The 26,632-nt window shown below is 61.7% G+C and carries 15 protein-coding genes; 9 read left to right on the plus strand and 6 right to left on the minus strand.

What is annotated here, in order from left to right; all coding sequences use genetic code 11:
- Nucleotides 1–42: 42 nt before the first annotated feature.
- From JEY66_RS28650 to tnpC, 5 genes are all read left to right on the plus strand, one after another.
- On the plus strand, nucleotides 43–1,260 hold the full coding sequence (locus JEY66_RS28650; RefSeq protein WP_026192576.1) for a glycosyltransferase family 87 protein: 1,218 nt from the start codon (nucleotides 43–45) through the stop codon (nucleotides 1,258–1,260).
- Between the two features lie 248 nt (nucleotides 1,261–1,508).
- A complete protein-coding gene (gene tnpA / locus JEY66_RS28655) occupies nucleotides 1,509–1,946 on the plus strand; it encodes an IS66-like element accessory protein TnpA (RefSeq protein WP_018270895.1) in 438 nt (145 codons plus the stop codon).
- Complete coding sequence (gene tnpB / locus JEY66_RS28660) at nucleotides 1,943–2,299, plus strand: IS66 family insertion sequence element accessory protein TnpB (protein ID WP_018270894.1); 357 nt, start codon at nucleotides 1,943–1,945, stop codon at nucleotides 2,297–2,299. The genes tnpA and tnpB overlap by 4 nt, the downstream gene beginning before the upstream one ends.
- Before the next feature lie 161 nt (nucleotides 2,300–2,460).
- Nucleotides 2,461–3,590, plus strand: a protein-coding gene (locus JEY66_RS28665; protein ID WP_085967575.1) for an IS3-like element ISRj2 family transposase whose coding sequence is annotated in 2 segments (ribosomal slippage) — nucleotides 2,461–2,713 and nucleotides 2,713–3,590 — 1,131 coding nt in all. Because the reading frame shifts where the segments join, the coding sequence is not laid out codon by codon here.
- Between the two features lie 199 nt (nucleotides 3,591–3,789).
- Nucleotides 3,790–5,268 (plus strand): IS66 family transposase, encoded by a 1,479-nt coding sequence (gene tnpC, locus JEY66_RS28670; RefSeq protein WP_051110154.1) that lies wholly within the window; start codon nucleotides 3,790–3,792, stop codon nucleotides 5,266–5,268.
- 31 nt (nucleotides 5,269–5,299) lie between these two features.
- Here tnpC and JEY66_RS28675 read toward each other — a convergent pair whose 3' ends face one another.
- The 6 genes from JEY66_RS28675 to JEY66_RS28700 all read right to left on the minus strand — a co-directional run bounded on the left by JEY66_RS28675 (nucleotide 5,300) and on the right by JEY66_RS28700 (nucleotide 19,986).
- Nucleotides 5,300–5,752 carry a pilus assembly protein N-terminal domain-containing protein gene (locus JEY66_RS28675; RefSeq protein WP_018270891.1) on the minus strand — a complete coding sequence of 151 codons (453 nt, stop codon included), beginning with the start codon at nucleotides 5,750–5,752 and terminating at the stop codon, nucleotides 5,300–5,302.
- Between the two features lie 403 nt (nucleotides 5,753–6,155).
- On the minus strand, nucleotides 6,156–7,526 hold the full coding sequence (locus tag JEY66_RS28680; RefSeq protein ID WP_026192575.1) for an HlyD family type I secretion periplasmic adaptor subunit: 1,371 nt from the start codon (nucleotides 7,524–7,526) through the stop codon (nucleotides 6,156–6,158).
- A gap of 8 nt (nucleotides 7,527–7,534) precedes the next feature.
- Nucleotides 7,535–9,247, minus strand: a complete 1,713-nt coding sequence (locus JEY66_RS28685) for a type I secretion system permease/ATPase (RefSeq protein WP_026192574.1) — start codon at nucleotides 9,245–9,247, stop codon at nucleotides 7,535–7,537.
- A gap of 217 nt (nucleotides 9,248–9,464) precedes the next feature.
- Nucleotides 9,465–17,294, minus strand: a complete 7,830-nt coding sequence (locus JEY66_RS28690) for a VCBS domain-containing protein (RefSeq protein WP_248887566.1) — start codon at nucleotides 17,292–17,294, stop codon at nucleotides 9,465–9,467.
- A gap of 870 nt (nucleotides 17,295–18,164) precedes the next feature.
- The gene (locus JEY66_RS28695; RefSeq protein ID WP_129964941.1) at nucleotides 18,165–18,545 is read right to left on the minus strand and encodes a hypothetical protein; all 381 of its coding nucleotides are present in this window, start codon (nucleotides 18,543–18,545) and stop codon (nucleotides 18,165–18,167) included.
- A gap of 1,147 nt (nucleotides 18,546–19,692) precedes the next feature.
- A complete protein-coding gene (locus tag JEY66_RS28700; RefSeq protein ID WP_129964940.1) occupies nucleotides 19,693–19,986 on the minus strand; it encodes a hypothetical protein in 294 nt (97 codons plus the stop codon).
- Between the two features lie 1,114 nt (nucleotides 19,987–21,100).
- Between JEY66_RS28700 and JEY66_RS28705 the strand changes: the two genes are divergently transcribed.
- From JEY66_RS28705 to JEY66_RS28720, 4 genes are all read left to right on the plus strand, one after another.
- On the plus strand, nucleotides 21,101–21,637 hold the full coding sequence (locus JEY66_RS28705) for a LabA-like NYN domain-containing protein (RefSeq protein ID WP_018270884.1): 537 nt from the start codon (nucleotides 21,101–21,103) through the stop codon (nucleotides 21,635–21,637).
- Nucleotides 21,638–21,785: 148 nt separating this feature from the next.
- Complete coding sequence (locus JEY66_RS28710; protein WP_018270883.1) at nucleotides 21,786–22,241, plus strand: hypothetical protein; 456 nt, start codon at nucleotides 21,786–21,788, stop codon at nucleotides 22,239–22,241.
- Between the two features lie 264 nt (nucleotides 22,242–22,505).
- Entirely contained in the window at nucleotides 22,506–24,206 is a 1,701-nt protein-coding gene (locus JEY66_RS28715) for a TolC family outer membrane protein (protein ID WP_041482632.1), read from the plus strand.
- 249 nt (nucleotides 24,207–24,455) lie between these two features.
- Nucleotides 24,456–26,627, plus strand: a complete 2,172-nt coding sequence (locus tag JEY66_RS28720; RefSeq protein ID WP_051110152.1) for a type I secretion system permease/ATPase — start codon at nucleotides 24,456–24,458, stop codon at nucleotides 26,625–26,627.
- Nucleotides 26,628–26,632 lie beyond the last annotated feature (5 nt).

Here is a 26,632-nt window from a genome sequence, read left to right on the forward strand (position 1 = left end):
ATGCGGCTCTCCGACAAGAGTGCTTCCGACCAAGGATATTGCATGGCTGCCTCAGGCTCCTCCTTCAGGATCGCACAGGGCCAAATCGAAATTCCCACGGCGCTTCGGAAGGTCAGTTTTGCCCTTTGCGCCATGAACTTCACAATTTGCTTGATGGCGTATCTGTCGCGCGCGTGGATTTATGATCGGAATGGCCTCGGCATCCCGACGGACTTTATCAGCTTCTGGGCTAGCGGGCATCTCGCGATCGAGGGTGTTCCGGCGCAAGCGTTTGAATGGGACATCCTGAAGCGGATCGAGGTCGCCCAACTCGGCCAGGATTTTGAGGGCGATTTCCCCTGGCATTACCCTCCGCCGTTCTTCTTCGTCGCATGCGCGCTGGCACTGTTGCCCTATTCGGTGGCTTATCTCGGCTGGATCCTCGCGAGTCTTGTGCCTTATCTCGCCGTCATGCGCGCGATCGTAGGGCACAACTTCGGCATCCTGCTCGCGCTCGCAACTCCATTTGTTTTTATCAATGCGTTGGTTGGGCAGAACGGCTTCCTCACCGCGGCGCTGATCGGTGGCACGCTATATTTGATCCCGATACGCCCGGCACTTGCCGGCATCTGTCTTGGATTATTGACGTACAAGCCGCAGTACGGGCTGCTGTTTCCGATCGTGCTGATTGCGGCCGGGCATTGGCGCGTGTTTATCAGCGCCACCGTGACGACGATCGCCGTGTTCGTGGCGTCGTGGCTCACCTTTGGCACCGAGAGCTGGTTGGCATTCTTCCACTGGCTGCCGAAATCCTCGCAGGCGATAATGACCGAGGGCAAAGCGACATGGTGGAAGTTGCAGAGCTTCTACTCGATCGTGCGTTATTTCGGTGGTGCCGAGCAACTAGCCTGGACATTCCAGTTTACCCTCGCTGCGCTTGTTGCAGCAGGGCTGGCGCTGATGTGGCGAAGCCGTCTGCCCTATTCCTTAAAGGCTGCCGCTTTGGCCGCTGGAACACTGCTGGCCACACCCTATGTCGCCATCTACGACATGGTGGTGCTCGCTATTGCCGTCGCTTTCCTAGTCCGCACAGGACTAAGGGTGGGCTTTCGCAGCTACGAACTTCCGGCACTGGCCTGCACGCTCGTTCTTGTTGCGGGCTACTTCGCGGCGAAGCCGACGGGGCTCGGTGTCACGCTGATTGTTTCAATCCTCATCCTCGCTCGCGTCGGCTCGTGGTGGCGGCGGCCAGCGCCAGGCGTCTCTATGGCAGGCGGATGAACCATCCGTCATGACATGGTGGAATTTAGCCCTCCTGCAAGTCGCGCAAAGGGGGCCGATCGTCTTGAGGCCACGGATCTGACCGGCCCCGATGCCCATGTGCCGACGAGGTAAGTCACGCCGCAAGCGTTGCCGGCCGGCGGATCTTGCTAATACCGCCCTTGCAACGTAAGCGCTGTTCAGCGGCCACCTACCGGATGACAGGGTGATCTGCGAGTCTGCGGTTCGGTTCGACCGTTAGGCTTAGAATGAACACAGTGCATACTGCTATCACGGAGCCGGTGCGGCGGCTTGAGGTCTTCACCGGAGCCGGTCGTCGGCGGAAGTGGAGCAACGAGGACAAGGCGCGGATTGTCGCGGAGATCGTGTCGAGTGGCGACTCGGTGTGTTCCGTGGCACGACGGCATGGCTTGTCACCGCAGCAGCTGTTTGGCTGGCGGCGGCAGTTGCGAGAAGCCGCAGGCGGTCATTTCGAGGCGGACGAAGTACAGTTTGTGCCGGCGGTGGTGGACGCCGTGGTACCGGCGCCCGCTCTTGGCCGTGAGCGCAAAGGAATGCGGTGCAAGGCCAAGCCGGATACCGGGGTCATCGAGATCGAAGTTGACGGCATCACGATCCGTGCCGGTCGTGGTGCGGACCCAACGATGATTGCATCGATTGTCCAAGCGCTGAAGGCGAGCCGGTGATCGGTCCGTCGGGTGCTGTCCGGGTGATGGTGGCGACCAAACCGGTAGACTTCCGCAAGGGCATGGACGGTCTTGCGACCCTGGTGCGCGAGAGCATGGGAGCTAACCCGTTCTCGGGAGCTGTCTATGTGTTCCGGGCCAAGCGGGCGGATCGGATCAAGCTGGTGTTCTGGGATGGAACGGGCTTGTGCCTGTTCGCCAAGAGGCTTGAGGATGGGATCTTCCGCTGGCCGAAGATCGAGGACGGTGTGATGCGCCTGTCGGCGGCGCAATTGTCCGCGCTGCTGGAAGGACTCGACTGGCGCCTTGTGCACGAAGCACGGGAAACGCCGGCGCCAGCGCGGCCCGGATAGCTGTTGGCAGTGCTGCGGCGAAGTGAATCAGGAGCGTCGGGCGCGTCGCGAGATGGCGGCGAATATGCTCTGAAGAGCTGGCCCCGCAAATTCGGACAGTAGCTTGAGTGGATTTTCTGCCTGACAGCGGCGAGGATTCTTGCTGCGAATCAGGAGCGAAGATGACGAAGAAGAGCCGCCGGACGCATTCTCCGGCATTCAAGGCGAAGGTTGCTTTGGCTGCGGTCAAAGGAGACAAGACACTGGCGGAGCTGGCGCAACTGTTTGATGTTCATCCGAACCAGATCACGATCTGGAAAAACCAGCTCCTGGAAGGCGCCGCCGGCGTGTTTGGGCATGACAAGACATCGGCCGAGACGCCGGTCGATTTGAAGGCGTTGCATGCCAAGATCGGCGAGCTGGCGTTGGAAAACGATTTTTTGTCCGGCGCGCTCACCAAGGCGGGCCTGCTGAGCGCAAAGCGATGATCGACCGCGGTCATGATCTTTCTATCGTGCGCCAGGCGAAGGTCCTGAAGCTGGCTCGCAGCACGGTCTACTATGAACCTCGGCCAGTTTCGGCCGAGGACCTTGCCTTGATGCGTCGGCTCGATGAGCTGCATCTCGATTATCCCTTCGCGGGAGCGCGTATGCTGCGATCGTTGCTGCGGCGGGAGGGGGTATACGCCGGTCGCCGCCACATCGCGACGCTGATGAAGCGCATGGGGATCGAGGCGGTCTATCGTCGCCCGAACACGAGCAAGCCGGCTCCGGGTCACAAGATCTACCCGTACCTGTTGCGCGGATTGAAGATCGAGCGGCCCGACCATGCGTGGGCAATGGACATCACCTACATTCCGATGCGGCGTGGCTTCGTCTATCTCGCGGCGGTCGTCGATGTGTTCAGCCGACGGGTCCTGGCCCATCGCGTCTCGATCACAATGGAGGCGGCCTTCTGCGTCCAAGCGGTCCAGGAGGCGTTGGCGAAGCACGGCAGACCCGAGATTTTCAACACGGATCAGGGCAGCCAGTTCACCAGCCTCGAGTTCACCGATGTGCTGCTGGACGCGAAGATCGCCATCAGCATGGACGGCAAGGGCGCCTGGCGCGACAACGTGTTTGTCGAGCGGCTCTGGCGCACGGTCAAATACGAAGAAGTTTATCTCCGCGCCTACGACAGCGTGTCCGAGGCGCGAGCGTCAATTGCCAAGTATCTGGCCTTCTACAATCAGGGACGCCCTCACTCGAGCCTTGACGGGCGCACGCCCGACGAGGCTTACTTCGGCACGCAAGCTATGGTGATGGCCGCATGACCGTCGCCGACGATTTTGTCGTCGCTCTGGTCGGGCTACGCCCTCCCGACGCAACGACAAAATCGTAAAGCCCCGCGTTCAGCATAACCCGGCAGGAATCCACTTAAATCCAGCGGGGCGCTGTCCAAACAACCGGGGCCAGCTCTCTGATTTGGGTGTGAAGGACACTCTGCCCGACGATCCCGAGACGCTGAAAGCGATGCTGCTCGCTGAACGGTGCGAGAGCGAACGGCTGCGTCAGATCATCAAGGAAATGCAGCGACACCGGTTTGGCCGGCGGGCGGAAACGCTGCCCGAAGATCAGATGCTGCTGGGCCTGGAAGACGTCGAGCAGGTGGCAGCGTACAGCGAAACGGCGCAGGACGTCAGCGCACCTGAAGGTCGTGAGGCGCGGGCTCGTAAGCGCCGCGGCAACCGTGGCGCCTTGCCGACGCACCTGCCGCGGATCGAGGTCATTGTCGACATCGATGACAAGACCTGTCCCTGCTGCCAAGGCGAGTTACACCGGATCGGCGAGGACAGGAGCGAGCGGCTGGACCTGGTCCCCGCGCAGTTCCGGATCCTCGTCACCAGGCGTCCCAAATACGCCTGCCGAGCTTGCGAGGACGGCGTCATGCAGGCGCCGGCCCCGGCCAGGCTGATCGCGGGCGGACTGCCGACCGAGGCCACGGTCGCCCACGTCCTGGTCTCCAAATACGCCGATCACCTGCCGCTCTACCGGCAAGCGCAGATTTACGCCCGCCAAGGCATTGAAATCGATCGTTCGACGTTGGCGGATTGGGTGGGACAGGCCTCCTTCCACCTACGTCCGTTGCATGAGCGCCTCCTTGGCAAGCTCAGGCAACGGTCAAAGCTGTTCGCCGACGAGACGACGATGCCGGTGCTCGATCCGGGCCGCGGGCGTACCAAGACCGGTCAGCTCTGGGCCTATGCGGCGGATGACCGGCCATGGGGCGGTGCCGATCCGCCAAGCGTCGCCTATGTCTATGCCGCCGATCGCAAAGCCGACCGGCCCATCGCCCATCTGGCAGGCTTCAAGGGGATCCTGCAGGTCGATGGCTACGCCGGCTATAGCAAACTGGCCGAGCGTGGCGACGTTCAGCTTGCATTCTGCTGGTCGCACATGCGGCGTAACTTCTACGAACTTGCCGCCCCTGGCCCCGCGCCCGTTGCAAGCGAGGCGCTCAAGCATATCGCCGAGTTCTATGCCATCGAGAAGGGCATCCGTGGCCGCAGCGCCGAGGAGCGTCATCTCGTTCGGCAACAGAAAAGCCGTCCGCTGGCCGAAGCCTTCGGGCGATGGCTCCGCGCAAAGCTCGCGCTGATTAGCAAAAAGGGCAAGTTGGCCGACGCCATCCGTTATGCGCTCTCCCGCTGGGAAGGCCTGACGCGCTTCATCGATGATGGCCGTATCGAGCTCGACAACAACGCTGTCGAGCGCTCGATCCGTCCGATCACGCTCAACCGGAAAAATGCGCTGTTCGCAGGCTCCGATGGCGGCGCCGAGCATTGGGCCACCATCGCCTCCCTGGTCGAAACCTGTAAGCTGAATGAGGTCGATCCGCTTGCCTATCTGGCCGACGTCCTCACAAGGATCGTCAACGGCCATCTAAACAGCGATATCGATCAGCTGCTTCCTTGGGCCTATCGCGCGCAATCCCTCAAAGCCGTGGCTTGAGAACGACGCTTACCTTGCAACCGCGGGCTGACTACCTATTGCGCACTCGCTCGACGCCAAACGATGTCGGTTTCGATAGGTCTCCATCGGGACGTCCGCAGCCAAATTCGTTGCACCAGACCAGCGCGTGACCCGCGTTCAGATCGTCATTCTTATTGTTGCCGTAGATCTTGACCAGGTGCCCCAACTCCGCCGTCACCACGACGGCCGCGCTATATATCTGCTTACCATCTTTGGAAAACACGAAAAGCTGACTTGAACCGGACCCAATCCCTTCAACCGACATCTGTTTGTCCGTCTGCGGCTCAGCCTCAACGATGCCTTTGCCAACGACATTGATACGCCCGATCTGCTCATCGAACACCAGCACCTTGATCTGACCTCTGGCGAGAGAAATCTGGTCTGTAGGAATAACCTCGCGAGGTTGAGCAAGTGCACCACCAGACAACGTTAAGGCTGCAACTATCAGAACCAATCGCTTCATAGAAATTTCCTCCTGAAAGAAAAGTTCAATGCATGATCGTCAGTTGGCTATCAAAAATTGCCACTCTTTCCTGATTGTTGTCTGAAAGCATGGCCTTCTGGCTCGGGATGTCAATCTTTGTTTCGGCCTACCTTTAAGCACAGATTGGATTGTCGCCACCGGTGACCGCCTGGCGCCTTGCGTGAGAAACACCGAATCGATGCTGCGGTTATCCCATTTAGGGGCTCACTCTGGGTACGCCTATCGGCGCAGGCCTACAATCAATTCAACGAATATGAGCGCCTTACGGAAGCGTTCCGCGGGTAACGAGGAGCGTCGGAGCCAATGCTGTCCGTCATGGGCTCACCGCCGCGACCGTGCGCTCACGGCACTCATCGCTGTCCGGTTCAGGCGCGATCAGCCGTCACTTCTGCCGGAACGCATGGTTGAACGACATAATGAGCGGCCCCACGATATAATCAAACGCGGTTCGCTGAACCGTCGGGATCATGACCGTTGCCGGCATACCCGGGTAAAGGCGAATGTTGGGCATGGTCGCCAACTCGTCCTGGTCGATTCGAACGAAGGCCGTGTAATAAGGATTGTTGGTCTTGGGATCCGTCAAGCGGTCCGCCGAGACCTGAATGACGTCACCGTGGATGATTGGAACGATGCGCTGCTTGTAGGCGGTTAGGTGGACTTCCGCGCGCGTGTTCGGATGTACGTCGCTGATATCTTCGACCGCGACTTGGGCCTCGATTGTCAGCGAGTCCTCGTCCGGCACGATGTCCAGAATCTTGTCGCCGCGCTGGATGACGCCTCCGACCGAAAACACGTTGAGTCCGACCACGCGTCCGGTATAGGGCGCGCGAATTTCCATCCGGCCCAACACGGCCTTGGCATTCATCGCCTTCGGAATCACCTCCAGCAGCTTGGCCTGCGTGTCGCGCAAGTCCTTCGTCACGTCGGTCATCCGGTCGTTGTCGAGCTGGGCGATCTGCTGCTCCTGCTCCGCAATCGCCTGGCGCGCCTTGGCAATGCTGGCGTTCGCATCGGCGATCTGGCCTTCGAGACCGTACGCGGTCCGCTCCAGCTGCAGAATGCGCGGGCGGGCGATCAGCCCTCGCTCGACGAGCGGAGCGATGTCCTTGGCTTCTTTGCGCACTGAGTCGATCTGGTTGGTGAACGATTTTACCTGCGCTTCCGCGCCGACGATCTGGGAGCCCAGCTGGTTGATCTTCTCGCGGACCACGCTTCGTTGCCCTTCGAGCGACGCCCGGCGGGTGTCGAACTGACTAAGCTGCCCGTTCCAGACGCTCTTGAAATAGGGATCGTCGGAGCGCGCCTTCAAATCCGGCGGCATGGCAAGTTGGGAGCCATGGTCAAGCTCGGTCAGGAGCCGGACTTCCGTTGCGCGCAGCACAGCATATTGCTGTGTGAGCACCTCATGTTCCGCGCGCGCCTGGGTCTCATCGAGGACGATCAGCAGATCGCCCGCGCGCACCCTATCGCCCTCCCTGACGTGCAATACCTTGACGATACCGCCATCAAGGTGCTGGAGGCTCTTGCGGTTGCCATCGACCTTCACCACGGCGTTGGCGACCACCGCCCCATTGAGCGGCGCGGTCACCGCCCAGGTGCCGATGCCGCCGAAGAAGACGGCGATAATCATCCACCCCGCGATGGCAACGTTGCGAATGGAATCGTTCGGCGCGCCATCGTTGTTCGTGGGCTTTGTGCCGCGCGGTGCGGCTCCAGGGCGCATCGACAGATTTGCAACATCAAGTAACGCCATGATCTCTCCTAGCCAGCCGCTCCCCGAACTGCCGCTACCGGCACAGGCCGCGTCAGGCGCGACAGGATTTCGCTGCGTGGCCCGAACATCTCGGCCACGCCCTCGCGCAACACCAATATCTTGTCGACCACGCCGATGGTGGCAGGCCGATGCGAAATGATCACCACGGTTGTTCCACGCTTCTTCAATTCGGTAATGCAGTCGGCCAACGCTGCGTCGCCTTCGGAGTCGAGATTCGAACTTGGCTCGTCGAGCACAACGAGGCTCGGGTTGCCGTAAGCCGCGCGCGCAAGCGCGATCCGCTGGCGAATGCCTCCCGACAGGATCGCGCCACCCTCCCCGACTTGAGTGTCATACCCCTCCGGCAGACGCAGAATCATGTCATGCACACCGGCCGTCTGGGCCGCCGAGATAATCTCCCTGTCCTCTTTCCGGTCGAACCGGCAGATATTGGCGGCGATGCTGTCGGCAAACAGCTCGATATCCTGCGGAAGATAGCCAAGATGCTGGCCGAGCGACGACCTGATCCACGTCGAAACGTCGGACCCGTCGAGGCGAACGGCACCCGCCGATGGGGCCTGAACACCAACGATATGGCGCGCCAGCGTGGATTTTCCGGCCCCCGAGGGGCCGATAATTCCAAGCACTTCACCCGGGGCAATCTGGAACGTGACTCCCCGCAGAATAGGCTTCGATGTGCCAGGCGCGGCAAAGGACAGCGCTTCGACCGAAAGGTGACCTTCGGGTCGCGGCAGCATCAGTTCTGGCTGACGCGGCGGATTCGCAGCCAACAACTCCTGCACCCGCAAGAATGCACCGCGGGCCGAGATGAGACTGCGCCATGACCCGACGATCTGTTCGACCGGCTGTAGGGCGCGGCCAAGCAGGATGCTGGCGGCAAACATGGCACCCGCGGTTGTGAGCCGCTCGATCACGAGATAGGCGCCAAGACCAAGGATCAAGGATTGCATCGACAGCCGCAGGAAGCGAATCATGCTCTGCATGGTGGCCGCGCGATCGCTCGCCGCGACCTGGCGCTCGATCATCCGGTCGCGGTCCCTGCTCCAGCGCTTCAGAAGGCCGGCGGACATCCCCATTGCGCGCACCACTTCGGTGTTGCGCAGGCTCATCTCGGTGAAACCGTAATTTCGATTTGCCGCCTCGCTGGATTCGGAAAGCGGCGGCTTGACGACCCATTCATTCAGGAAGCCCATCAGCACCAGAATGATCGAGCACCCCAGGGCAAATGCCCCGAGGAGCGGGTGCAGAGCGAAAATCACGGCGATATAGATCGGCGCCCACGGCAAATCGAAGATCGCATGAATTCCCGATCCGGTGATGAATTGGCGAAACGTGTCGAAATCGCGCAACAGCTGGCTGCGCGCGCCGCCAATTTTTGCCGAATGATCGATGATGGCGGTCATCACCCGCGGCGCGACCCTCCGATCAAGGCGGATGCTGGTGCGCGCCAGTACGCGCGCGCGTACCGCATCGAGACCCGCAAGCGCCATGAACGCCAGCAACAGCGCAAGGGTCAGCATCAACAGCGTGACCTCGCTAGCGCTCGAAATCACGCGGTCATAGACCTGCAGCATGTAGAGCGGACCCGCCAAATAGAGCAGGTTGATGGCTAGGCTGAATATCGCTGCAGTCACAAAATAGCTCTGGCAGGCTTGCAGTGCCTGCCGGAATTCGTCTGCTCTTTTACGAAGGGTACTCACTTGGAATCCTGGCCGGAGCCCCCCTTAAACATGATGGCCGGCAGCTATGAGCCGACAGCCGAAAAGCTCAAAAAAATCAAACATACAATCGGCTCCTACTTTACATGGCCGACGGCCACGCGAACAGCCGCCGCCGGCGCGAAACCGCCAAGAGGGTAAACTTACGGGGTCAACCTCCCCCGGTTATTATTCGCCGCGAGCGACGCGTTCACGACGTTCAGGCGATGTGGTGTGGATCATAGGTGATCACCGTGCCGTTCGCGGCGTCGGCCTTCTCGGCAAAGCCATTCGGATCGTATTGACCGAGCAGGACGATGTTCGCCGTGTGCGCCCCGTCGGATACCGTCAAAGTGCCGCCCGTCCCGGCCTCGTTCTCCGTGAAGCTCAACGTGGTGCCGGCGCCGAAGCTGACGCCCTTGATGTCGATGTCGTCATTGCCATCGAGGCCGCTCACTGTACCGGAGAAGTGGAAGGCATCGTCCAGGATCAGGTGGCCGGCAGCAGTTGTGTCGAAAATGACGCCTGCCGCCGAGGCCGCCCCAAACTCGATAGTGCCGGCCCCGCTGATCAGAGCGCCGCCGTTGCCGGTAACCTCGCCCTGTGCTGTGACCGTGCCGCCATTGGCCCAGATCAGGCCGCTGTTGGCCACCGCACTAGCGAGCATCAGCCCACCCGTGCCGGTCGCTTCCAGCGTGCCAGCATTCGAAATCACGTTGGCGCCGGTATCGATCACCAGGGCATGGCTGCCGGTGGCATCGATGGTGCCCTCATTGCTCAGCGTCAAGCTGCCTTGGCCGATTTGGCCGGCACCGGAGATCATATTGTCGACGTTGTCCAGCGTGACGTTCGAGGCCGTGCCAGCGATGATGTTGTGATCATCGTCGGACAGGACCACGTGGCCGCCGCCGTTGAGCGTGATCCCGGTCTGGATGATCTGCAGCAGCGTGTCATCGCCAGAGGCCTGCAGCTCGATCGTTCCGGTATTGTGCATGATACCCGACAGCGGCAGCATCGCGCCATCGCCGATGGTCATTGGACCCGGGTTTTCGACCGTCGGTGTTACGTCGAATTCGAAGTTCGCGGCGGTGAGATCCGACGCGTGTACGTCATCGAGCGTGATCGTTTGGCCGTCGGCCAACGTGATCACAGCATTACCACTCGCATTATCGGCGGTATGAGCCTGAACGTCCGCGAAGCTCTGCCAGCCATAGCTGATCAGGTCGATGACGTCGGAGGATACCTCGAAGCTGTGTACCACGTCGTTGCCGATCGGCTGCGAGAACACGAAGGTATCGTGGCCGCTCGAGCCGGTCAGGTGATCGTCGCCGGACCACGCAAAAATTGGGGATCCTGGGGCGTACGCTTCGACATTGTCGCCGACCAGAAGTGTGCCGAAGCTACCATCGGGATTCGCCCAGGTGGCGGAAACCGTGATAACCGCAGCTCCGACAAACTCAACGGGCGTCACAATTGTAAGCGCGCTTATGTCGGTCTCGGTTACGGCCCAGGAACCGTCACTAAGCTTGGAGCCGTTTGGTACGATCCACGCCGTCGGGAGATTTGTTATCGTCAACGATACAGCGGTGTCATTTCCTTCCGGTTGCTCCAAGCCGAGGTTGATTTGCTGACCCGAGACACCCGCGGGAGCCTTTTTCGAAATAGTCAGGGATCCACCACCTACTCCGGCATTTCCCGCAAGGTCAGTCCAATAGGGATCCGTAGCAGCCGAGGTGCCACTGTTAAAAACGGTGATTGTTGTACTATTGGAGCTGCCCTTGGTGAACGTCGCTGTCCAAGTGAGGCCGCCATCGGCGGTCTGAAGATTGCTCAAACTAGTCCCATTTGAGCTATCGTTTAGCGATATATCTCCAAGCGTCAGATTTGCAACTTTTTCGCTGAAGGTAAACGTGATCGTTTCGCTATTGCCCGCAGGCAACGAGTTGCCACCCGTAATCGATATCACCGTAGGCGGAGTTGTGTCGGTCGCATTGATAGTGAGGTTCGCAGTATCAGTGGTGGTCGAAAATGCCGTAGTACCGCCATTTAACGAGGTATCCACCTTGGCCCCGTTCGAGCCGCTGGTCTGATCCCAAGCGCGGAAGGTGATGGCATTTGTATCTATACCGGTAAAGCCCGCGCTTGGTTGGAAGTAAAGCCGCGTGTTGGCGTCCGCCGAGAGGAGTAGAGCCGTGCTGTTTGACACCGCTCCTACAGGGTTCCACGTTGTGCCGTTATTTGTGGAAAAGAACCAGGTGCCGTGGCTCGTATCGGTACCGGTAAGTGCGATGCCGACCACGGCCCCTGTATCGACATCGGTAACATTGTCTACCCCCCCGCTGGGTGGATTAAGATCCACCAAGCTAGAGACCAACGTACCGACAGCTCCCGCTGGCGCACCGCTGCCTTGGTTCTCTGCCGTGAGCACCGGCGTTTTGGACGGATCGAGAACTGGGGCGTCATTGGTGCCGGTCACCGTGATCTTCAGCGTCGTGCTGTTGGACACGAGCCCGCCCGGGTCCTTGGCCGTGTAGGTGAAGGTGTCCATCGCCGTGACACCCGTGGCGAGGCTGTTGGCGGTGTCGGCTACGTAGCTGTACGAGCCGTTCGCATTCAGCGTCAGATGACCGTAGGTGCCCGCGATCGAGGTCGCGACGCCAACCCCCTGCGTTACGGCTCCAGTGCCGGCAACCACGCCGGAGACCACCAGCGTGTTCGTGGCGTTGTCGACATCGGTATCGGCTACTGATCCGCCGGTCGTGCCCTGGACTACGCCATTAGCCGCCAACACCGTGAGCGTAGCATCCTCGTTCACCTCACCAGTATCGGCTTTGGCCACCGGCGCATCGTTGCTGCCGTCGATGGTGAACACGACGTTGGTGGATGCCGTGGCGGTGCCATCGGTGACCGGAACGGTGAAGGTCTCGGTCGGATGGCTGCTGGTGTTGAGCGCCTGGGTGGCGGTCAGCGTATCGTCGAGCGCATAGGTGAGCGTGTTGCTGCCGGTATGCAGCGTGGCGGTGCCGTAGGTCCCGGCCTTGGTCCAATTGCCGGAGCCGGCATCGGTCCAGCCGTCGCTGGTCAAGGCGGCGGTGTCGTAGCTGGCGGTGCCGTCGACGTCGCCCTTGGTGATGGTTGCGGTCGCAGTCGCGGTGCCGAGCGTGCCATTGGCAACGCCGCCGGCTTCGACGAGGTTGTGATCGACCAGCGCCGAAACCGTCGGATTGTCGTTGCTGCCGTCGATGGTGAACACGACGTTGGTGGATGCCGTGGCGGTGCCATCGGTGACCGGAACGGTGAAGGTCTCGGTCGGATGGCTGCTGGTGTTGAGCGCCTGGGTGGCGGTCAGCGTATCGTCGAGCGCATAGGTGAGCGTGTTGCTGCCGGTATGCAGCGTGGCGGTGCCGTAGGTCCCGGCCTTGGTCCAATTGCCGGAGCCGGCATCGGTCCAGCCGTCGCTGGTCAAGGCGGCGGTGTCGTAGCTGGCGGTGCCGTCGACGTCGCCCTTGGTGATGGTTGCGGTCGCAGTCGCGGTGCCGAGCGTGCCATTGGCAACGCCGCCGGCTTCGACGAGGTTGTGATCGACCAGCGCCGAAACCGTCGGATTGTCGTTGCTGCCGTCGATGGTGAACACGACGTTGGTGGATGCCGTGGCGGTGCCATCGGTGACCGGAACGGTGAAGGTCTCGGTCGGATGGCTGCTGGTGTTGAGCGCCTGGGTGGCGGTCAGCGTATCGTCGAGCGCATAGGTGAGCGTGTTGCTGCCGGTATGCAGCGTGGCGGTGCCGTAGGTCCCGGCCTTGGTCCAATTGCCGGAGCCGGCATCGGTCCAGCCGTCGCTGGTCAAGGCGGCGGTGTCGTAGCTGGCGGTGCCGTCGACGTCGCCCTTGGTGATGGTTGCGGTCGCAGTCGCGGTGCCGAGCGTGCCATTGGCAACGCCGCCGGCTTCGACGAGGTTGTGATCGACCAGCGCCGAAACCGTCGGATTGTCGTTGCTGCCGTCGATGGTGAACACGACGTTGGTGGATGCCGTGGCGGTGCCATCGGTGACCGGAACGGTGAAGGTCTCGGTCGGATGGCTGCTGGTGTTGAGCGCCTGGGTGGCGGTCAGCGTATCGTCGAGCGCATAGGTGAGCGTGTTGCTGCCGGTATGCAGCGTGGCGGTGCCGTAGGTCCCGGCCTTGGTCCAATTGCCGGAGCCGGCATCGGTCCAGCCGTCGCTGGTCAAGGCGGCGGTGTCGTAGCTGGCGGTGCCGTCGACGTCGCCCTTGGTGATGGTTGCGGTCGCAGTCGCGGTGCCGAGCGTGCCATTGGCAACGCCGCCGGCTTCGACGAGGTTGTGATCGACCAGCGCCGAAACCGTCGGATTGTCGTTGCTGCCGTCGATGGTGAACACGACGTTGGTGGATGCCGTGGCGGTGCCATCGGTGACCGGAACGGTGAAGGTCTCGGTCGGATGGCTGCTGGTGTTGAGCGCCTGGGTGGCGGTCAGCGTATCGTCGAGCGCATAGGTGAGCGTGTTGCTGCCGGTATGCAGCGTGGCGGTGCCGTAGGTCCCGGCCTTGGTCCAATTGCCGGAGCCGGCATCGGTCCAGCCGTCGCTGGTCAAGGCGGCGGTGTCGTAGCTGGCGGTGCCGTCGACGTCGCCCTTGGTGATGGTTGCGGTCGCAGTCGCGGTGCCGAGCGTGCCATTGGCAACGCCGCCGGCTTCGACGAGGTTGTGATCGACCAGCGCCGAAACCGTCGGATTGTCGTTGCTGCCGTCGATGGTGAACACGACGTTGGTGGATGCCGTGGCGGTGCCATCGGTGACCGGAACGGTGAAGGTCTCGGTCGGATGGCTGCTGGTGTTGAGCGCCTGGGTGGCGGTCAGCGTATCGTCGAGCGCATAGGTGAGCGTGTTGCTGCCGGTATGCAGCGTGGCGGTGCCGTAGGTCCCGGCCTTGGTCCAATTGCCGGAGCCGGCATCGGTCCAGCCGTCGCTGGTCAAGGCGGCGGTGTCGTAGCTGGCGGTGCCGTCGACGTCGCCCTTGGTGATGGTTGCGGTCGCAGTCGCGGTGCCGAGCGTGCCATTGGCAACGCCGCCGGCTTCGACGAGGTTGTGATCGACCAGCGCCGAAACCGTCGGATTGTCGTTGCTGCCGTCGATGGTGAACACGACGTTGGTGGATGCCGTGGCGGTGCCATCGGTGACCGGAACGGTGAAGGTCTCGGTCGGATGGCTGCTGGTGTTGAGCGCCTGGGTGGCGGTCAGCGTATCGTCGAGCGCATAGGTGAGCGTGTTGCTGCCGGTATGCAGCGTGGCGGTGCCGTAGGTCCCGGCCTTGGTCCAATTGCCGGAGCCGGCATCGGTCCAGCCGTCGCTGGTCAAGGCGGCGGTGTCGTAGCTGGCGGTGCCGTCGACGTCGCCCTTGGTGATGGTTGCGGTCGCAGTCGCGGTGCCGAGCGTGCCATTGGCAACGCCGCCGGCTTCGACGAGGTTGTGATCGACCAGCGCCGAAACCGTCGGATTGTCGTTGCTGCCGTCGATGGTGAACACGACGTTGGTGGATGCCGTGGCGGTGCCATCGGTGACCGGAACGGTGAAGGTCTCGGTCGGATGGCTGCTGGTGTTGAGCGCCTGGGTGGCGGTCAGCGTATCGTCGAGCGCATAGGTGAGCGTGTTGCTGCCGGTATGCAGCGTGGCGGTGCCGTAGGTCCCGGCCTTGGTCCAATTGCCGGAGCCGGCATCGGTCCAGCCGTCGCTGGTCAAGGCGGCGGTGTCGTAGCTGGCGGTGCCGTCGACGTCGCCCTTGGTGATGGTTGCGGTCGCAGTCGCGGTGCCGAGCGTGCCATTGGCAACGCCGCCGGCTTCGACGAGGTTGTGATCGACCAGCGCCGAAACCGTCGGATTGTCGTTGCTGCCGTCGATGGTGAACACGACGTTGGTGGATGCCGTGGCGGTGCCATCGGTGACCGGAACGGTGAAGGTCTCGGTCGGATGGCTGCTGGTGTTGAGCGCCTGGGTGGCGGTCAGCGTATCGTCGAGCGCATAGGTGAGCGTGTTGCTGCCGGTATGCAGCGTGGCGGTGCCGTAGGTCCCGGCCTTGGTCCAATTGCCGGAGCCGGCATCGGTCCAGCCGTCGCTGGTCAAGGCGGCGGTGTCGTAGCTGGCGGTGCCGTCGACGTCGCCCTTGGTGATGGTTGCGGTCGCAGTCGCGGTGCCGAGCGTGCCATTGGCAACGCCGCCGGCTTCGACGAGGTTGTGATCGACCAGCGCCGAAACCGTCGGATTGTCGTTGCTGCCGTCGATGGTGAACACGACGTTGGTGGATGCCGTGGCGGTGCCATCGGTGACCGGAACGGTGAAGGTCTCGGTCGGATGGCTGCTGGTGTTGAGCGCCTGGGTGGCGGTCAGCGTATCGTCGAGCGCATAGGTGAGCGTGTTGCTGCCGGTATGCAGCGTGGCGGTGCCGTAGGTCCCGGCCTTGGTCCAATTGCCGGAGCCGGCATCGGTCCAGCCGTCGCTGGTCAAGGCGGCGGTGTCGTAGCTGGCGGTGCCGTCGACGTCGCCCTTGGTGATGGTTGCGGTCGCAGTCGCGGTGCCGAGCGTGCCATTGGCAACGCCGCCGGCTTCGACGAGGTTGTGATCGACCAGCGCCGAAACCGTCGGATTGTCGTTGCTGCCGTCGATGGTGAACACGACGTTGGTGGATGCCGTGGCGGTGCCATCGGTGACCGGAACGGTGAAGGTCTCGGTCGGATGGCTGCTGGTGTTGAGCGCCTGGGTGGCGGTCAGCGTATCGTCGAGCGCATAGGTGAGCGTGTTGCTGCCGGTATGCAGCGTGGCGGTGCCGTAGGTCCCGGCCTTGGTCCAATTGCCGGAGCCGGCATCGGTCCAGCCGTCGCTGGTCAAGGCGGCGGTGTCGTAGCTGGCGGTGCCGTCGACGTCGCCCTTGGTGATGGTTGCGGTCGCAGTCGCGGTGCCGAGCGTGCCATTGGCAACGCCGCCGGCTTCGACGAGGTTGTGATCGACCAGCGCCGAAACCGTCGGATTGTCGTTGCTGCCATGGATCGTCACCGTCAGCGTCGTGGTAGCCGTCGCCCCCGTGGTATCTTTTACTGTATAGGAGAACGTATCCGTCAGCGTGTCACTAAACGTGCGCAGCGCCTCGACCGCGCCCTGGCCGTTGTTCACCGTATAGGTATAAGAGCCATCGGTATTGAGATGCAGGGTACCGTGCGCACCAACCACATCGGTGCCGGCGCCCGAGCTCAACGCGGCACTGGTGGTGCCCGCCACAACGCCCGCGACCGCCTTGGAAGCTGCATTGAAATCGAAATCGTTCGTTAGGACGTTGCCGGTCGGATTGACGCCAGCAGTGCCGTTATTAATACCGCCCGCTTCTGTCGCCGATGCTGTATCGGCAGTGGCTGCGATAGTAAGATTGCCCGAGGCATCACGTACTTCAACTTTCTCGATCGCAGAAACCTGCAAATTGAGAGTTTTGAAGGTATAGATGGTACCGTCGGCTTGTCCGGTTTGAGCACTGATGTGCGCAGGAACCCAGACGTTCTTATAATATGAAATCTCGGCCCGAATATCTGCATCGGCTAACTGCGCGGCGCTCAGCCAGATCTGGAGCGTATCGACATCCGGCGTCGCCCCCGCCTTGCCGAGCTGCACAGCACCATTTCCGCCGTCGTAGGAGTCGTAGCCCTGGAATGTTGTACCTGAGACGACCGTAGACGCGCCAACAATGCCGAGACTCGTCTGATCGGTTCCTGAATAAATAGTCCCGCCGCTGATTTGCTGGTTGGTGGCGGTGAAGCCGGTCGATCCCAAGATGTACTGATTTTCATAGGCCTTATATATCAGGGTATCGGATCCTGATCCGCCCAAAACGGTATCAAAGCCGCTGCCGCCGTTAAGGGTGTCGTCTCCAGAACCACCGTTGAGACGATCGCTACCTGCACCTCCGTACAGCGTGTCGTTGCCAGAACCTCCGACCAGATTGTCGTTAGTGGTTCCCGTCATGATAATGGTGGTGTCGCCGCTGGCGCTTGCCATTAGAGATGCTCCAATAATTCTTTTCGTACAATTCGCGTCACAGCTTCTGCTATTTGATCAAACGGATGCGTGATTAGCTGGCTCGATTCCGGGAATGATGTCTTGATAGAGCGACAGGAAAAGCAATCAGAGCCGGCCGATCACTAGCCGGAGTGAGCGCAGGCTCGATCGGAAGATCGGCTGACGATGAAGAAGCAGAATTTGAAATTCCTTGGAGGCGCGATTCAACTTCGGACCAGTTGATCAGTGGCTGGGCCTTCGGGATGAAATTGACGCGACTCAATACACACTCCTTGAACTCTGCTAACGCAGAGCAGGCGTGATCGCACCCGAAAATCAATTCACAACAACACGCACGATGCCCATCAGCAATATTCGTGGGGCGCGCGGCCAAAGGCCGCCCATGTGCCATTAGACGCCTACCGTGAAAAGACTCCGACCGCCATTACCCTGCCCGTTTCGCGTGCGGCCCTGCACTCCGCATGCTCGCAATTTTTCTTGTCTTTAAATATTCAGCTTCGAGAGGCTTCGGCGCCTGGCCCGCAAGACTGCGGGCGCCCAAACCTCTAAATCTAATTGAATGCAATTTGCCGCAAATTTGCGCAGCCGTCTAGAGCCGAGCGATTTGCTCTACTTTAACGATTAACGCCGTGCCGCCATGGAGTTCCCTCCTGTCTTCAACAATGCCCCGTTGATTTACGGGCCGCCCCAAACGTCGTATCCGGGCGCAACGCCGGTTTGGGCGCCGCGGGCTCCGACGCCATCCCGACCATGCCTTGTTTCGTCACTGAACAGTTCGAGCTTATAGCGAGCCTGTCTCCAAATGCAGTGCATGCTGGGCAACGTCAAGAACAGCCTGCAGCGGACGCTTCAATAACAAGTCCCGGAATCCCCTCCGAGCCGGCCGCAACTCTCCCCATTGGACTGCCGGCACTGTGTGAGCGCCAGCGGCGGCTTGCTGGCGTCCGCGGGCGCGGCCGATAGCCTGCTGCGTTCCTCTTCGAGAAGCTGCGAATGAAGCTTCTGGATCCGGATGTTGCGCTCGAGCAGGGACATCGTTCTTGTCTGAACCCGCTCGGCCGGCGCCTTGCGCAGGGCGTTCTCCCGATCGAGCAGCTCGGGAAACGGCAGCAGCGGCCGGACGAGCTCGGTCACCTGATCACGCAGGACGCTCGCGCCACGGGTTGCGCGATCTGATCCGGAAACTCGGCATTCCGCCAGCGCTCCGCTCAGGTTGACCGTTGCCGCCATCGATACCGGTGTCGCCTCCGGTATCGTTGCCGCCGCTGGCGCCGGCTCTCTGGGCGCTGTTGCCGTCTCCGTTGTTGGCTCCGCTACCGGTCCCGCCTCCTTTTCGATGGCCTGGCGAACGGCCCGCAGCGCTCGATGAGAACCGTGTTGGCGTTTGGCGAAAATTTCCGCTTCTTCCCGGCCAAGCCATTGCTCTAGGATTAGCCATTTCAGGTAGGGCGCTCACCCACGATGCACCCGTGGATTTAGAACCACACACGCCACCTGAGACAAACAGAGGCAAAACGAAGATTCAAATGATGTTCAACGTCACGAGAACCGAATTCCTCCTCTATGTCATCGCCGCATTGACCGTTGCAGTGCTTATCGCTTGGGACGAACCGTGGATCATGGGGCGAATCTGAAGGTGTCCTTGAGAGACCGGCACGCGATGCAATCCGCAGGCTTTGACGAGAAAACCTGGGGCGCCGGGCATGCCGACGCAGCCCTCGGAGGTACGCGGTACGCTAATTAAGTCTGATCGCGGATCTACGAGATGACGCCCCACTGGTCGACTACTGCGCGCCAGGCCAGATCCTGCGCTGGCCCTTCCATTTGCCAGCGACGTAAGACCGAGGTGCGCCTTGGTGTTGCCGAGCACTTGGTTTTGCGCCCAGGTGACGGCCGGAGGCGCGCCAAGCTCGCTCTCGATCCGCCAGACGACGGGTCGTACATCATCGAGTTGATGGCGCGCCTCAGCGGTTGACCTTCACCAGCTCGCCCTCCCCGGGATCAGCGATGGCGCACCTAGGGTCGCGCGTTCATGGCCGAGCGACAGGATCTCGCGAGAAAGCCGTAGCCAACCGGACCGGTCTCATAACAGAAATGCATCTACAAACTGGCTGGCGATTCGTTCAACGATTCGGCACATACATGCCCGTCGCCAACACGTCGACCTCTTGGAAAAACGAACCTCTCGTTCCCGGCCTGTTTCGGCGATCGCAATAGCATTTCCAAGCTTCGTAACGTAGATTCCGACAAAGCTTCCCAACAATCTGTCACGGCTCGTCCTCCTGTGATGAGGATCGGCTCGGACCGCCCAAGTGCCCCTCGGACGCGCAGTGTGGGGCGAGCCACCTACCGGAAGAGGCGGACATACGGCCTTCACTCAATAACACGCCCCAGAGTCCCCGCCGAGCCGGCCGCAACTCTCACCATTGGATTGCCGCCACTGCGTGACGGCGAGCTGCGGCTTGCTCCCGTCCGCTGTCGCGGCTGATAGCCTACTGCGCTCTTCATCGAGGAGCTGCGAATGAAGCTTCTGGATCTGGATGTTGCGCTCGAGCAGCGACATCGTTCTTGTCTGAACCTGCTCGGCCAGCGCCTTGCGCAGCGCATTCTCGCGGTCGAGCAGTTCGGGAAACGGCATCAGCGGCCGGACGAGATCGGTCGCCTTGATCACGCAGGACGCCCGCGCCACGGCTTGCGCGATCTGATCCGGAAACGCGCTCCGGCATTCCGCGAGTGCGCCGTTCAGGTTGACCGGTTCCGCCGCCGGTGCCGGCGTCCCTGTCGCCTCCGGCGTCGGTCTCGTTGTCGCCGCTGGTGTCGGCTCTGTGGCCGCTGTTGCCGTCTCCGTTATTGGATCCGGTGCCGGTCCCGCCTCCTTCTCGATGGCCTGGCGAGCGGCCCCGCAACAGGATAGCATGATGCAGAACGAGAGAACGACCAGGCATCTCGCGCGCCTTGCCCAACACTCCCTGCCGCCCGCCTCGATCGGACGCCCGATTGCCACATCGATCACGGCAAGCCCCATCGCGAGCGCCCCACCCTGCCTCCTGCTGATCGGAACATCGAGCAATGGGTCGATCGCGACGGCTCGTTAGCGATGCGTGCGCGAGGCTGGTTGAGGCGGCGCGACAGACACGCCGCCGCGCATCCACACCCGCCCGCTAGAATAACCATCTGCGTAATGTGGGGACGCAAGGCCGTCCTTCCTGCGGCGAAATTGGTATCGACCAAAATCTGCATCTGCAAAAAAGTGGTATCTCGAAATATCGCGCCGGCACGAAATGATGCCGCTACACTAGATTGACTTTAGATGTAGTTTTGTCGGTGACGCAACAATCGCCTTGTGAGTAGCGGCGCGGCGGCACGGCCGCGCTGCACCTTTGCTCGGCATCCACGGCGGGCGTGCATTCGTTTCTGACGCTGCAGAGATCAGAATCGGCGCAGCGCACGCGCTCGAACCGGCGTGCCATCGAATCGCCATGGCGGCCGACTTTTCTGCGCCGGCGAATGCGCCTCCGTGCTTCGTCGGCGCGAACGGCCGCATCGTTGTTCAACGACAATCGTTTTGTTTGCGTGGGCGGCCAGCCGCGCGCTTTCGACCGTTATGTTATCAACAGGCGCATGATTCGTATGGCATCCGGGTTGGCGAAAATTTTCACTTTTTCCAGGCCGAGTCCTTGCTCTAGGATCAGTCATTTCAGTATTGGCGCTCACCCACGATGCGCTCGAGAATTATTCAAAACCAAAGCGTACAGCGACTGATCCGGGCGTCATGGGGACTTGAGATGACCGATCGCATTGCACTTTTCATCGACGGCGCGAATCTTCACACCACGGTCAAGAACCTCGGTTTTGAAATCGATTTCAGGCGACTGCTCTCGGAGTTCGGCAAGTATGGACAGATCGTCCGCGCCTACTTCTACACGGTCGTGAGAGACGACGACGAGTTCAGCAGCCTTCGGCCGCTGGTGGATTGGCTCGATTACAACGGATATGCGGTCAGGAGAAAGTTAGCCAAAACCCACGATGACGGCGAAGGGAGGCGGCGAATGAAGCGCAGCATCGGCATCGAGCTCGCGGTCGACGCATTGGAAATCGCGCACCGCATCGACCACGCGTACCTGTTCTCTGGCGACGGTGATTTGCGCGCCGTTGTCGAAGCCGTCAGGCGGGCTGGTGTCCGGGTGACGGTCGTTTCCAGCATCCGAACCAAGCCTCCCATGATCGCCGATGAGCTTCGCAGGCAAGCTGACGTCTTCCTCGAACTCGAAAGCCTCAGGGCATCGATCGAACGTCCGCCGCATCCGATCGCCCCGGAGTGAAGCCACGGACGACGCCGACGTTGCCGCTGAGATCGGCCGGATACCGGAGCGCGGCCGTGTCAGCCACATCCGTACATCACCGAGTTGCGCAGGCCGCTCGGAGACATCAGTATGATTCCAACCAACGCAACTGCAGAGGGGAGAATCAATGTGGAGGTCGGTCGGCTGCCTGTTGTTGTTCTTGGCGGCGACGAGCGCAGCGGTAGCTGAACCTTCAAAGTTCACCTGCGACACGCCGCGCGGCAAGCGGATCGAGCCTGGCACCTCAGGCAAAGGCAGTGACGTTCGATGGATCGATGACGATCTGGACGCGGTCCGGCCCGCTGTTGTGATCGATGGCCAGACCTTCACGGTCACGTGGGGAACGTCGGTCGCGATTGAAGGCAGGGGAACCAAGGTCATGACCTATGTTTTCGCCGCCGCCCAACGCACCGCTGCGTCGATCGTTGCGACCCGCGTGGACGAGTCCACTGCAGAGATCTTCCGGTTCTATTTTGCCAGCAGGTCGCTTTACAAACTGACCAGCCGGCTGGACGGCCCCTCGTCAGACCCAAAGGCCCCGCCCCTCGTCGCGACCTACCTCGCGACCTGCCACGAACAGTAGCCTCGCTGGCCGGCCATTAGGACAAACTTAACTGACCTGCTGTTCCGGGTTTCGGTGTTGCTCCTTGGCAACCATCCCGAGCCCAAGCAAATACAACTAAAGTATTGAAATTTAATCAAAATCTTGAGATTCTGCTCACCCGTCCGCCATGACATGCCCCCACTTAGAGCCACTGTGTGGCTCAAATGTCATAGGTCGCGGAACTGTCCTTTGTTACCCTTTGGAGGATTCTACAGAATATTTTTGTGAGTAGGGGCTGAGATTATGAAGTCGGCATACACGGTCATTGCGTGCCTATGCTTGGCGGCGACGCCAGCATGTGCCGAGGTTTTTTCAATTAATGATGCTCTGCGCCAGGCCATGCTGACCAATCCGGGTGTTGGCGAGGCTTCCGCGAACCGGCGGGCGACGGAAAGCGAGCTGCGGCAAACCCAAAGCACGCTGCTGCCGCAGGTGCGCATTGACGCCAGCTACGGCCCGGAAAAATTCGATCAATCGCCGGGCTTCATCAGCCCGAACATTCAGGCAGCGCCGACCGTGGGGTCAGGCCCATGGCGCAATGGCAGCCAGGAATCGGTGGTGGTGCGCCAGCTGCTGTGGGACGGTTTTTCGTCGATCTATGACGTCTGGCGCCAGACCGCGCGCGTCAATGCCGCTGCCTCCCGCGTCAAGGAGAGAACCGAGCTCTTGGCCCTCGACGCCGCCGAAGGCTACATCGACGTCGTGCGCTACATGCGGCTGGTCAGCCTTGCCCAGCAAAACGTCGCCAATCACGAAAAGATCTTTTCAAACGTGAACTCCCGCTTCTCGGGCGGCCGGGCCGGCGAAGGCGATCTGGAGCAAGCCCGCGAGCGCGTCGAGGCCGCCCGCGCGGCACTCGCCGAATTCCAGCGCAGCCTGGATGACGCCAGGGCGAAGTACCGCAAGACGGTTGGCCTTGAGCCGATCAATGTTCGCTTCCCTGCTCCTTTGGCGGGCTTGCCGCACAGCCGCGACGAAGCGCTGGCGACCACCCTCCGGTTCAATTCGACAATCGCGGCGGCACAGTCCGACGCCGACGCCGCCAAGCATGCGTTCAAGGCCACCGACGGCACGTTCGGTCCGAAATTCTATCTCGAGGGACGGGCAACCCATTACGACAACTCCTACCCTTACGTGGCGGCCCCGGGAACTCCCTCCATCACGCATGAGGACTACAGCGGCAAGGTTGTGATGTCGTGGGACATCTTCCGCGGCGGCCAGGATGCGTGGAATCGGTCGGAGAAGGCCGAGCGCTATACCGAAGCGACCATGCGCCACGCCCGCCTGCAGCGCGACGCGTATGAGTCGATCGACAAGGCGTGGAATGCCCGTACGATTACGGCGACGCGCATCGGCGCCCTGACCCGTGAGCTGGAAGCAGCCAGGAAGACCATCACGGCCTACCAGAAGGAATACGAGCTCGGCCAGCGCTCCCTGATCGATCTCCTGAACGCGCAAAACCAGTTCTTCAACACGTCCGTCTCGCTCACCTCCGCCCGCGGCGTGGTCGTGTTCGCGGACTATCAGCTGCTGGCCGCGATGGGGACGCTGATTGAGTATCTGAAGGCTCCGCCGCCGGTCGATGCCGCGCCGACGGACATGCTTTCGATTGGCCTGCCCCGCTACTCGTTCCCGACGCTTCGCGTGAACCTCCCGCAAACCGGGTCCGAGCCGCTGCGCGTCGCCGTTCCGGCGCCTGTCGTCCGTCCTGCCAAGACCTATGCGGCAGCCCAGACGAAGGACGTTGGCTTTGCGGACCGCTTCACCGGCGCGACGACGACTGCAGCGGTGCCCGGCTCAGCGGAATGGATGCAGCAGCAAAAGACCGCTGCGGACGGCCCGAACGTCATTTACGCGGATCCGTCGGTCACGGCGAACGCGAGCTCCTATGCGTCGACCAAGCCCCACTGGCTGCTGTCGGCCTTCCCGAGTTCCGCTCGATAGCGACCGCCAACAAGCTCAGGACAGGACTGCCGGAAGGGCCCCAAGTCGGGGCCCTTTCGATTCCTTATTAATCGTTAAGATAAGTTTCGCTGAATTTGTTCGCTGTTTGTTGTAGTCTGCCCGAAATCTAGTGCGATTGCTGCATTTCCATTTTGCTTGTCGAGGTTTCAGTTGTTGTTTCGAACCCCCAGCGCGGCGGCCGACGCCGTCCGCCCCTCGCCGGATGACTCAACCTCAAAGCCTGTCGCGATAAATGGGCCACGCGCGCTGGGCGACGATCCCCTCACTGCATCGTTGACTTATCTCGCCGCCCATCACGGCCGCGCGGTGAGCCGCGAAGCTCTGCTCGGCGGACTTCCGATCACGGACGGACGCTTGTCCGTCTCGCTCTACGACCGCGCGGCAAGGCGCGCCGGTCTGGAGACCGAGGCCGTCAAGCGCGACATTTCAGACATTCCCGCGCTGGTCCTGCCGGCCGTCCTCGTCATGAAGAACGGCTCCGCGCTGATCCTTCTGGGTGTGGACCCGGCGAACAAGTCGATCAAGGTCGTTGATCCGGCGACGCCGACCAGCCCGCGCGTCGCCGACATCGCCTCGCTCGCCACGGACTATACCGGCTATGCGTTCCTGGTGAGAAGCGCGCCGCAGGCCGATGCGCGCGCCGTCGCCGCAGGCGACATCCCCAAGAGCCACTGGTTCTGGTCGGTGGTGAAGACGCATTGGCGCAGCTACGGGCACATCGCGGTCGCGGCCTTTCTGACCAACATCCTCGCGCTGGCGACACCGCTGTTCACGATGAGCGTCTATGACCGCGTCATCCCCAACGGGGCGATCCCTTCCCTGATCGCGCTCTCGATCGGCATGGGGCTCGGCATCGTCTTCGATTTCATCTTCCGCATGGTCCGCAGCCGCATGATCGACGTGACCGGCAAGACCATCGACGTCGTGCTGGCAGCGAACATTTTCGAGCACGTGATGTCGGTGAAGATGGCGCAGCGGCCGACTTCGGTCGGCATCCTGGCCAATCAGCTCCGCGACTTCGACTCGGTGCGCGAGTTCTTCACCTCCGGAAGCGTGGTTTCGGCGACCGACCTGCTGTTCGCCATCCTCTTCGTTGGCGTGCTGTTCCTCATCGCCGGACCGCTGGCCTGGATTCCGCTGATCATGCTGCCGCTGGTCATGCTGATCGGCTTCCTGCTGCAGCGCCCGCTCGATCGCGCCATCAAGCGGCTGCAGGCAGAATCCGCCGCCCGGCACGGCGTGCTGGTCGAGTCCCTGTCCGGCCTCGAAACCGTCCGTGCGACCGGCGCCGAGGCCCGCATGCAGACGTTGTGGGAACGCTCGGTTGCCGCGACCGCCCGATCCGGCGAGGACGTTCACTTCTGGTCGTCGATGTCGCTGACGAGCGCGAGCACGGCCCAGCAGATCACGAGCCTGCTCCTCGTCATCGTCGGCATTTTCCTGATCCTCGACGGCAAGCTGAGCGTCGGCGCGCTGGTCGCCGCAAACATGCTCGCCGGCCGCGTTCTGGCGCCGATCGCCGGGATCGCCTCGGTGATCACCAAGGGTACGCAGACGATCACGGCCCTCAAGGCGATCGACCGCATCATGTCGATCGAGCGGGAACGGTCGCCGACCCGGTCCTATGTCGCAAGACGAATCGAAGACGGCAAGGTCGCCTTCGAGAACGTGTCGTTCGCCTACCCCAACGCGCCGGGTAACGCGCTCGAAAAGGTCAGCTTCAAGATCGAGGGCGGAGAGAAGGTCGGCATCATCGGCAGGGTGGGATCTGGCAAGACCACGGTCGGCAGGTTGCTGCTCGGATTTTACGAGCCGAAGGAAGGCCGCATCCTGGTCGATGGCGTCGACTCGCGCCAATATGATCCCTCGGACCTGCGCGCCGGCATCGGCTTCGCGATGCAGGATACCGACCTGTTCTTCGGCAAGCTGCGCGACAACATCGCCCTTGGCAAACCGGAAGCGACCGACGAGGAAGTCCTGCTTGCCGCGCGGCTCTCCGGCGTCGAGAGCTTCATCGCCGGCCACCCGATGGGCTATGACATGCCCATCTCGGAAGGCGGCCGCAGCCTGTCGGGCGGCCAGAAGCAGGCCATCGGGCTCGCGCGCGTTTTGATCCGCAAGCCTCGCGTGCTGTTTCTCGACGAGCCGACGGCGCACTTCGATATTCGCAGCGAACAGGAATTCCTTGAGCGGCTCAAGGGGCTCAATGATGATCGCATGACCATCATCATTTCGACGCATCGCCTGTCATTGCTGAATATGGTCGATCGCTTGCTGCTGTTCGACAATGGCCGCCTGGTTGCCGACGGCCCGCGCGACAAGGTGCTCGCCCTGCTCCAGGGCCGGCCGGCGTCCGCGGCCCCGTCGCCGGAGAATACGATTCAGCCGAAATCCGCATAACGAGC

It is taken from the genome of Bradyrhizobium elkanii USDA 76, from assembly GCF_023278185.1.
GTDB lineage: Bacteria > Pseudomonadota > Alphaproteobacteria > Rhizobiales > Xanthobacteraceae > Bradyrhizobium > Bradyrhizobium elkanii.

What these genes read in the sequence shown, in the direction of transcription:
- JEY66_RS28680 (WP_026192575.1), bottom strand. Translation starts at nt 7,526, where the DNA reads ATGGCGTTACTTGATGTTGCAAATCTGTCGATGCGCCCTGGAGCCGCA.
- JEY66_RS28690 (WP_248887566.1), bottom strand. Translation starts at nt 17,294, where the DNA reads ATGGCAAGCGCCAGCGGCGACACCACCATTATCATGACGGGAACCACT.
- JEY66_RS28715 (WP_041482632.1), top strand. Translation starts at nt 22,506, where the DNA reads ATGAAGTCGGCATACACGGTCATTGCGTGCCTATGCTTGGCGGCGACG.
- JEY66_RS28675 (WP_018270891.1), bottom strand. Translation starts at nt 5,752, where the DNA reads ATGAAGCGATTGGTTCTGATAGTTGCAGCCTTAACGTTGTCTGGTGGT.
- tnpA (WP_018270895.1), top strand. Translation starts at nt 1,509, where the DNA reads ATGAACACAGTGCATACTGCTATCACGGAGCCGGTGCGGCGGCTTGAG.
- JEY66_RS28650 (WP_026192576.1), top strand. Translation starts at nt 43, where the DNA reads ATGGCTGCCTCAGGCTCCTCCTTCAGGATCGCACAGGGCCAAATCGAA.
- JEY66_RS28710 (WP_018270883.1), top strand. Translation starts at nt 21,786, where the DNA reads ATGTGGAGGTCGGTCGGCTGCCTGTTGTTGTTCTTGGCGGCGACGAGC.
- JEY66_RS28695 (WP_129964941.1), bottom strand. Translation starts at nt 18,545, where the DNA reads ATGGCGGCAACGGTCAACCTGAGCGGAGCGCTGGCGGAATGCCGAGTT.
- JEY66_RS28705 (WP_018270884.1), top strand. Translation starts at nt 21,101, where the DNA reads ATGACCGATCGCATTGCACTTTTCATCGACGGCGCGAATCTTCACACC.
- tnpC (WP_051110154.1), top strand. Translation starts at nt 3,790, where the DNA reads ATGCTGCTCGCTGAACGGTGCGAGAGCGAACGGCTGCGTCAGATCATC.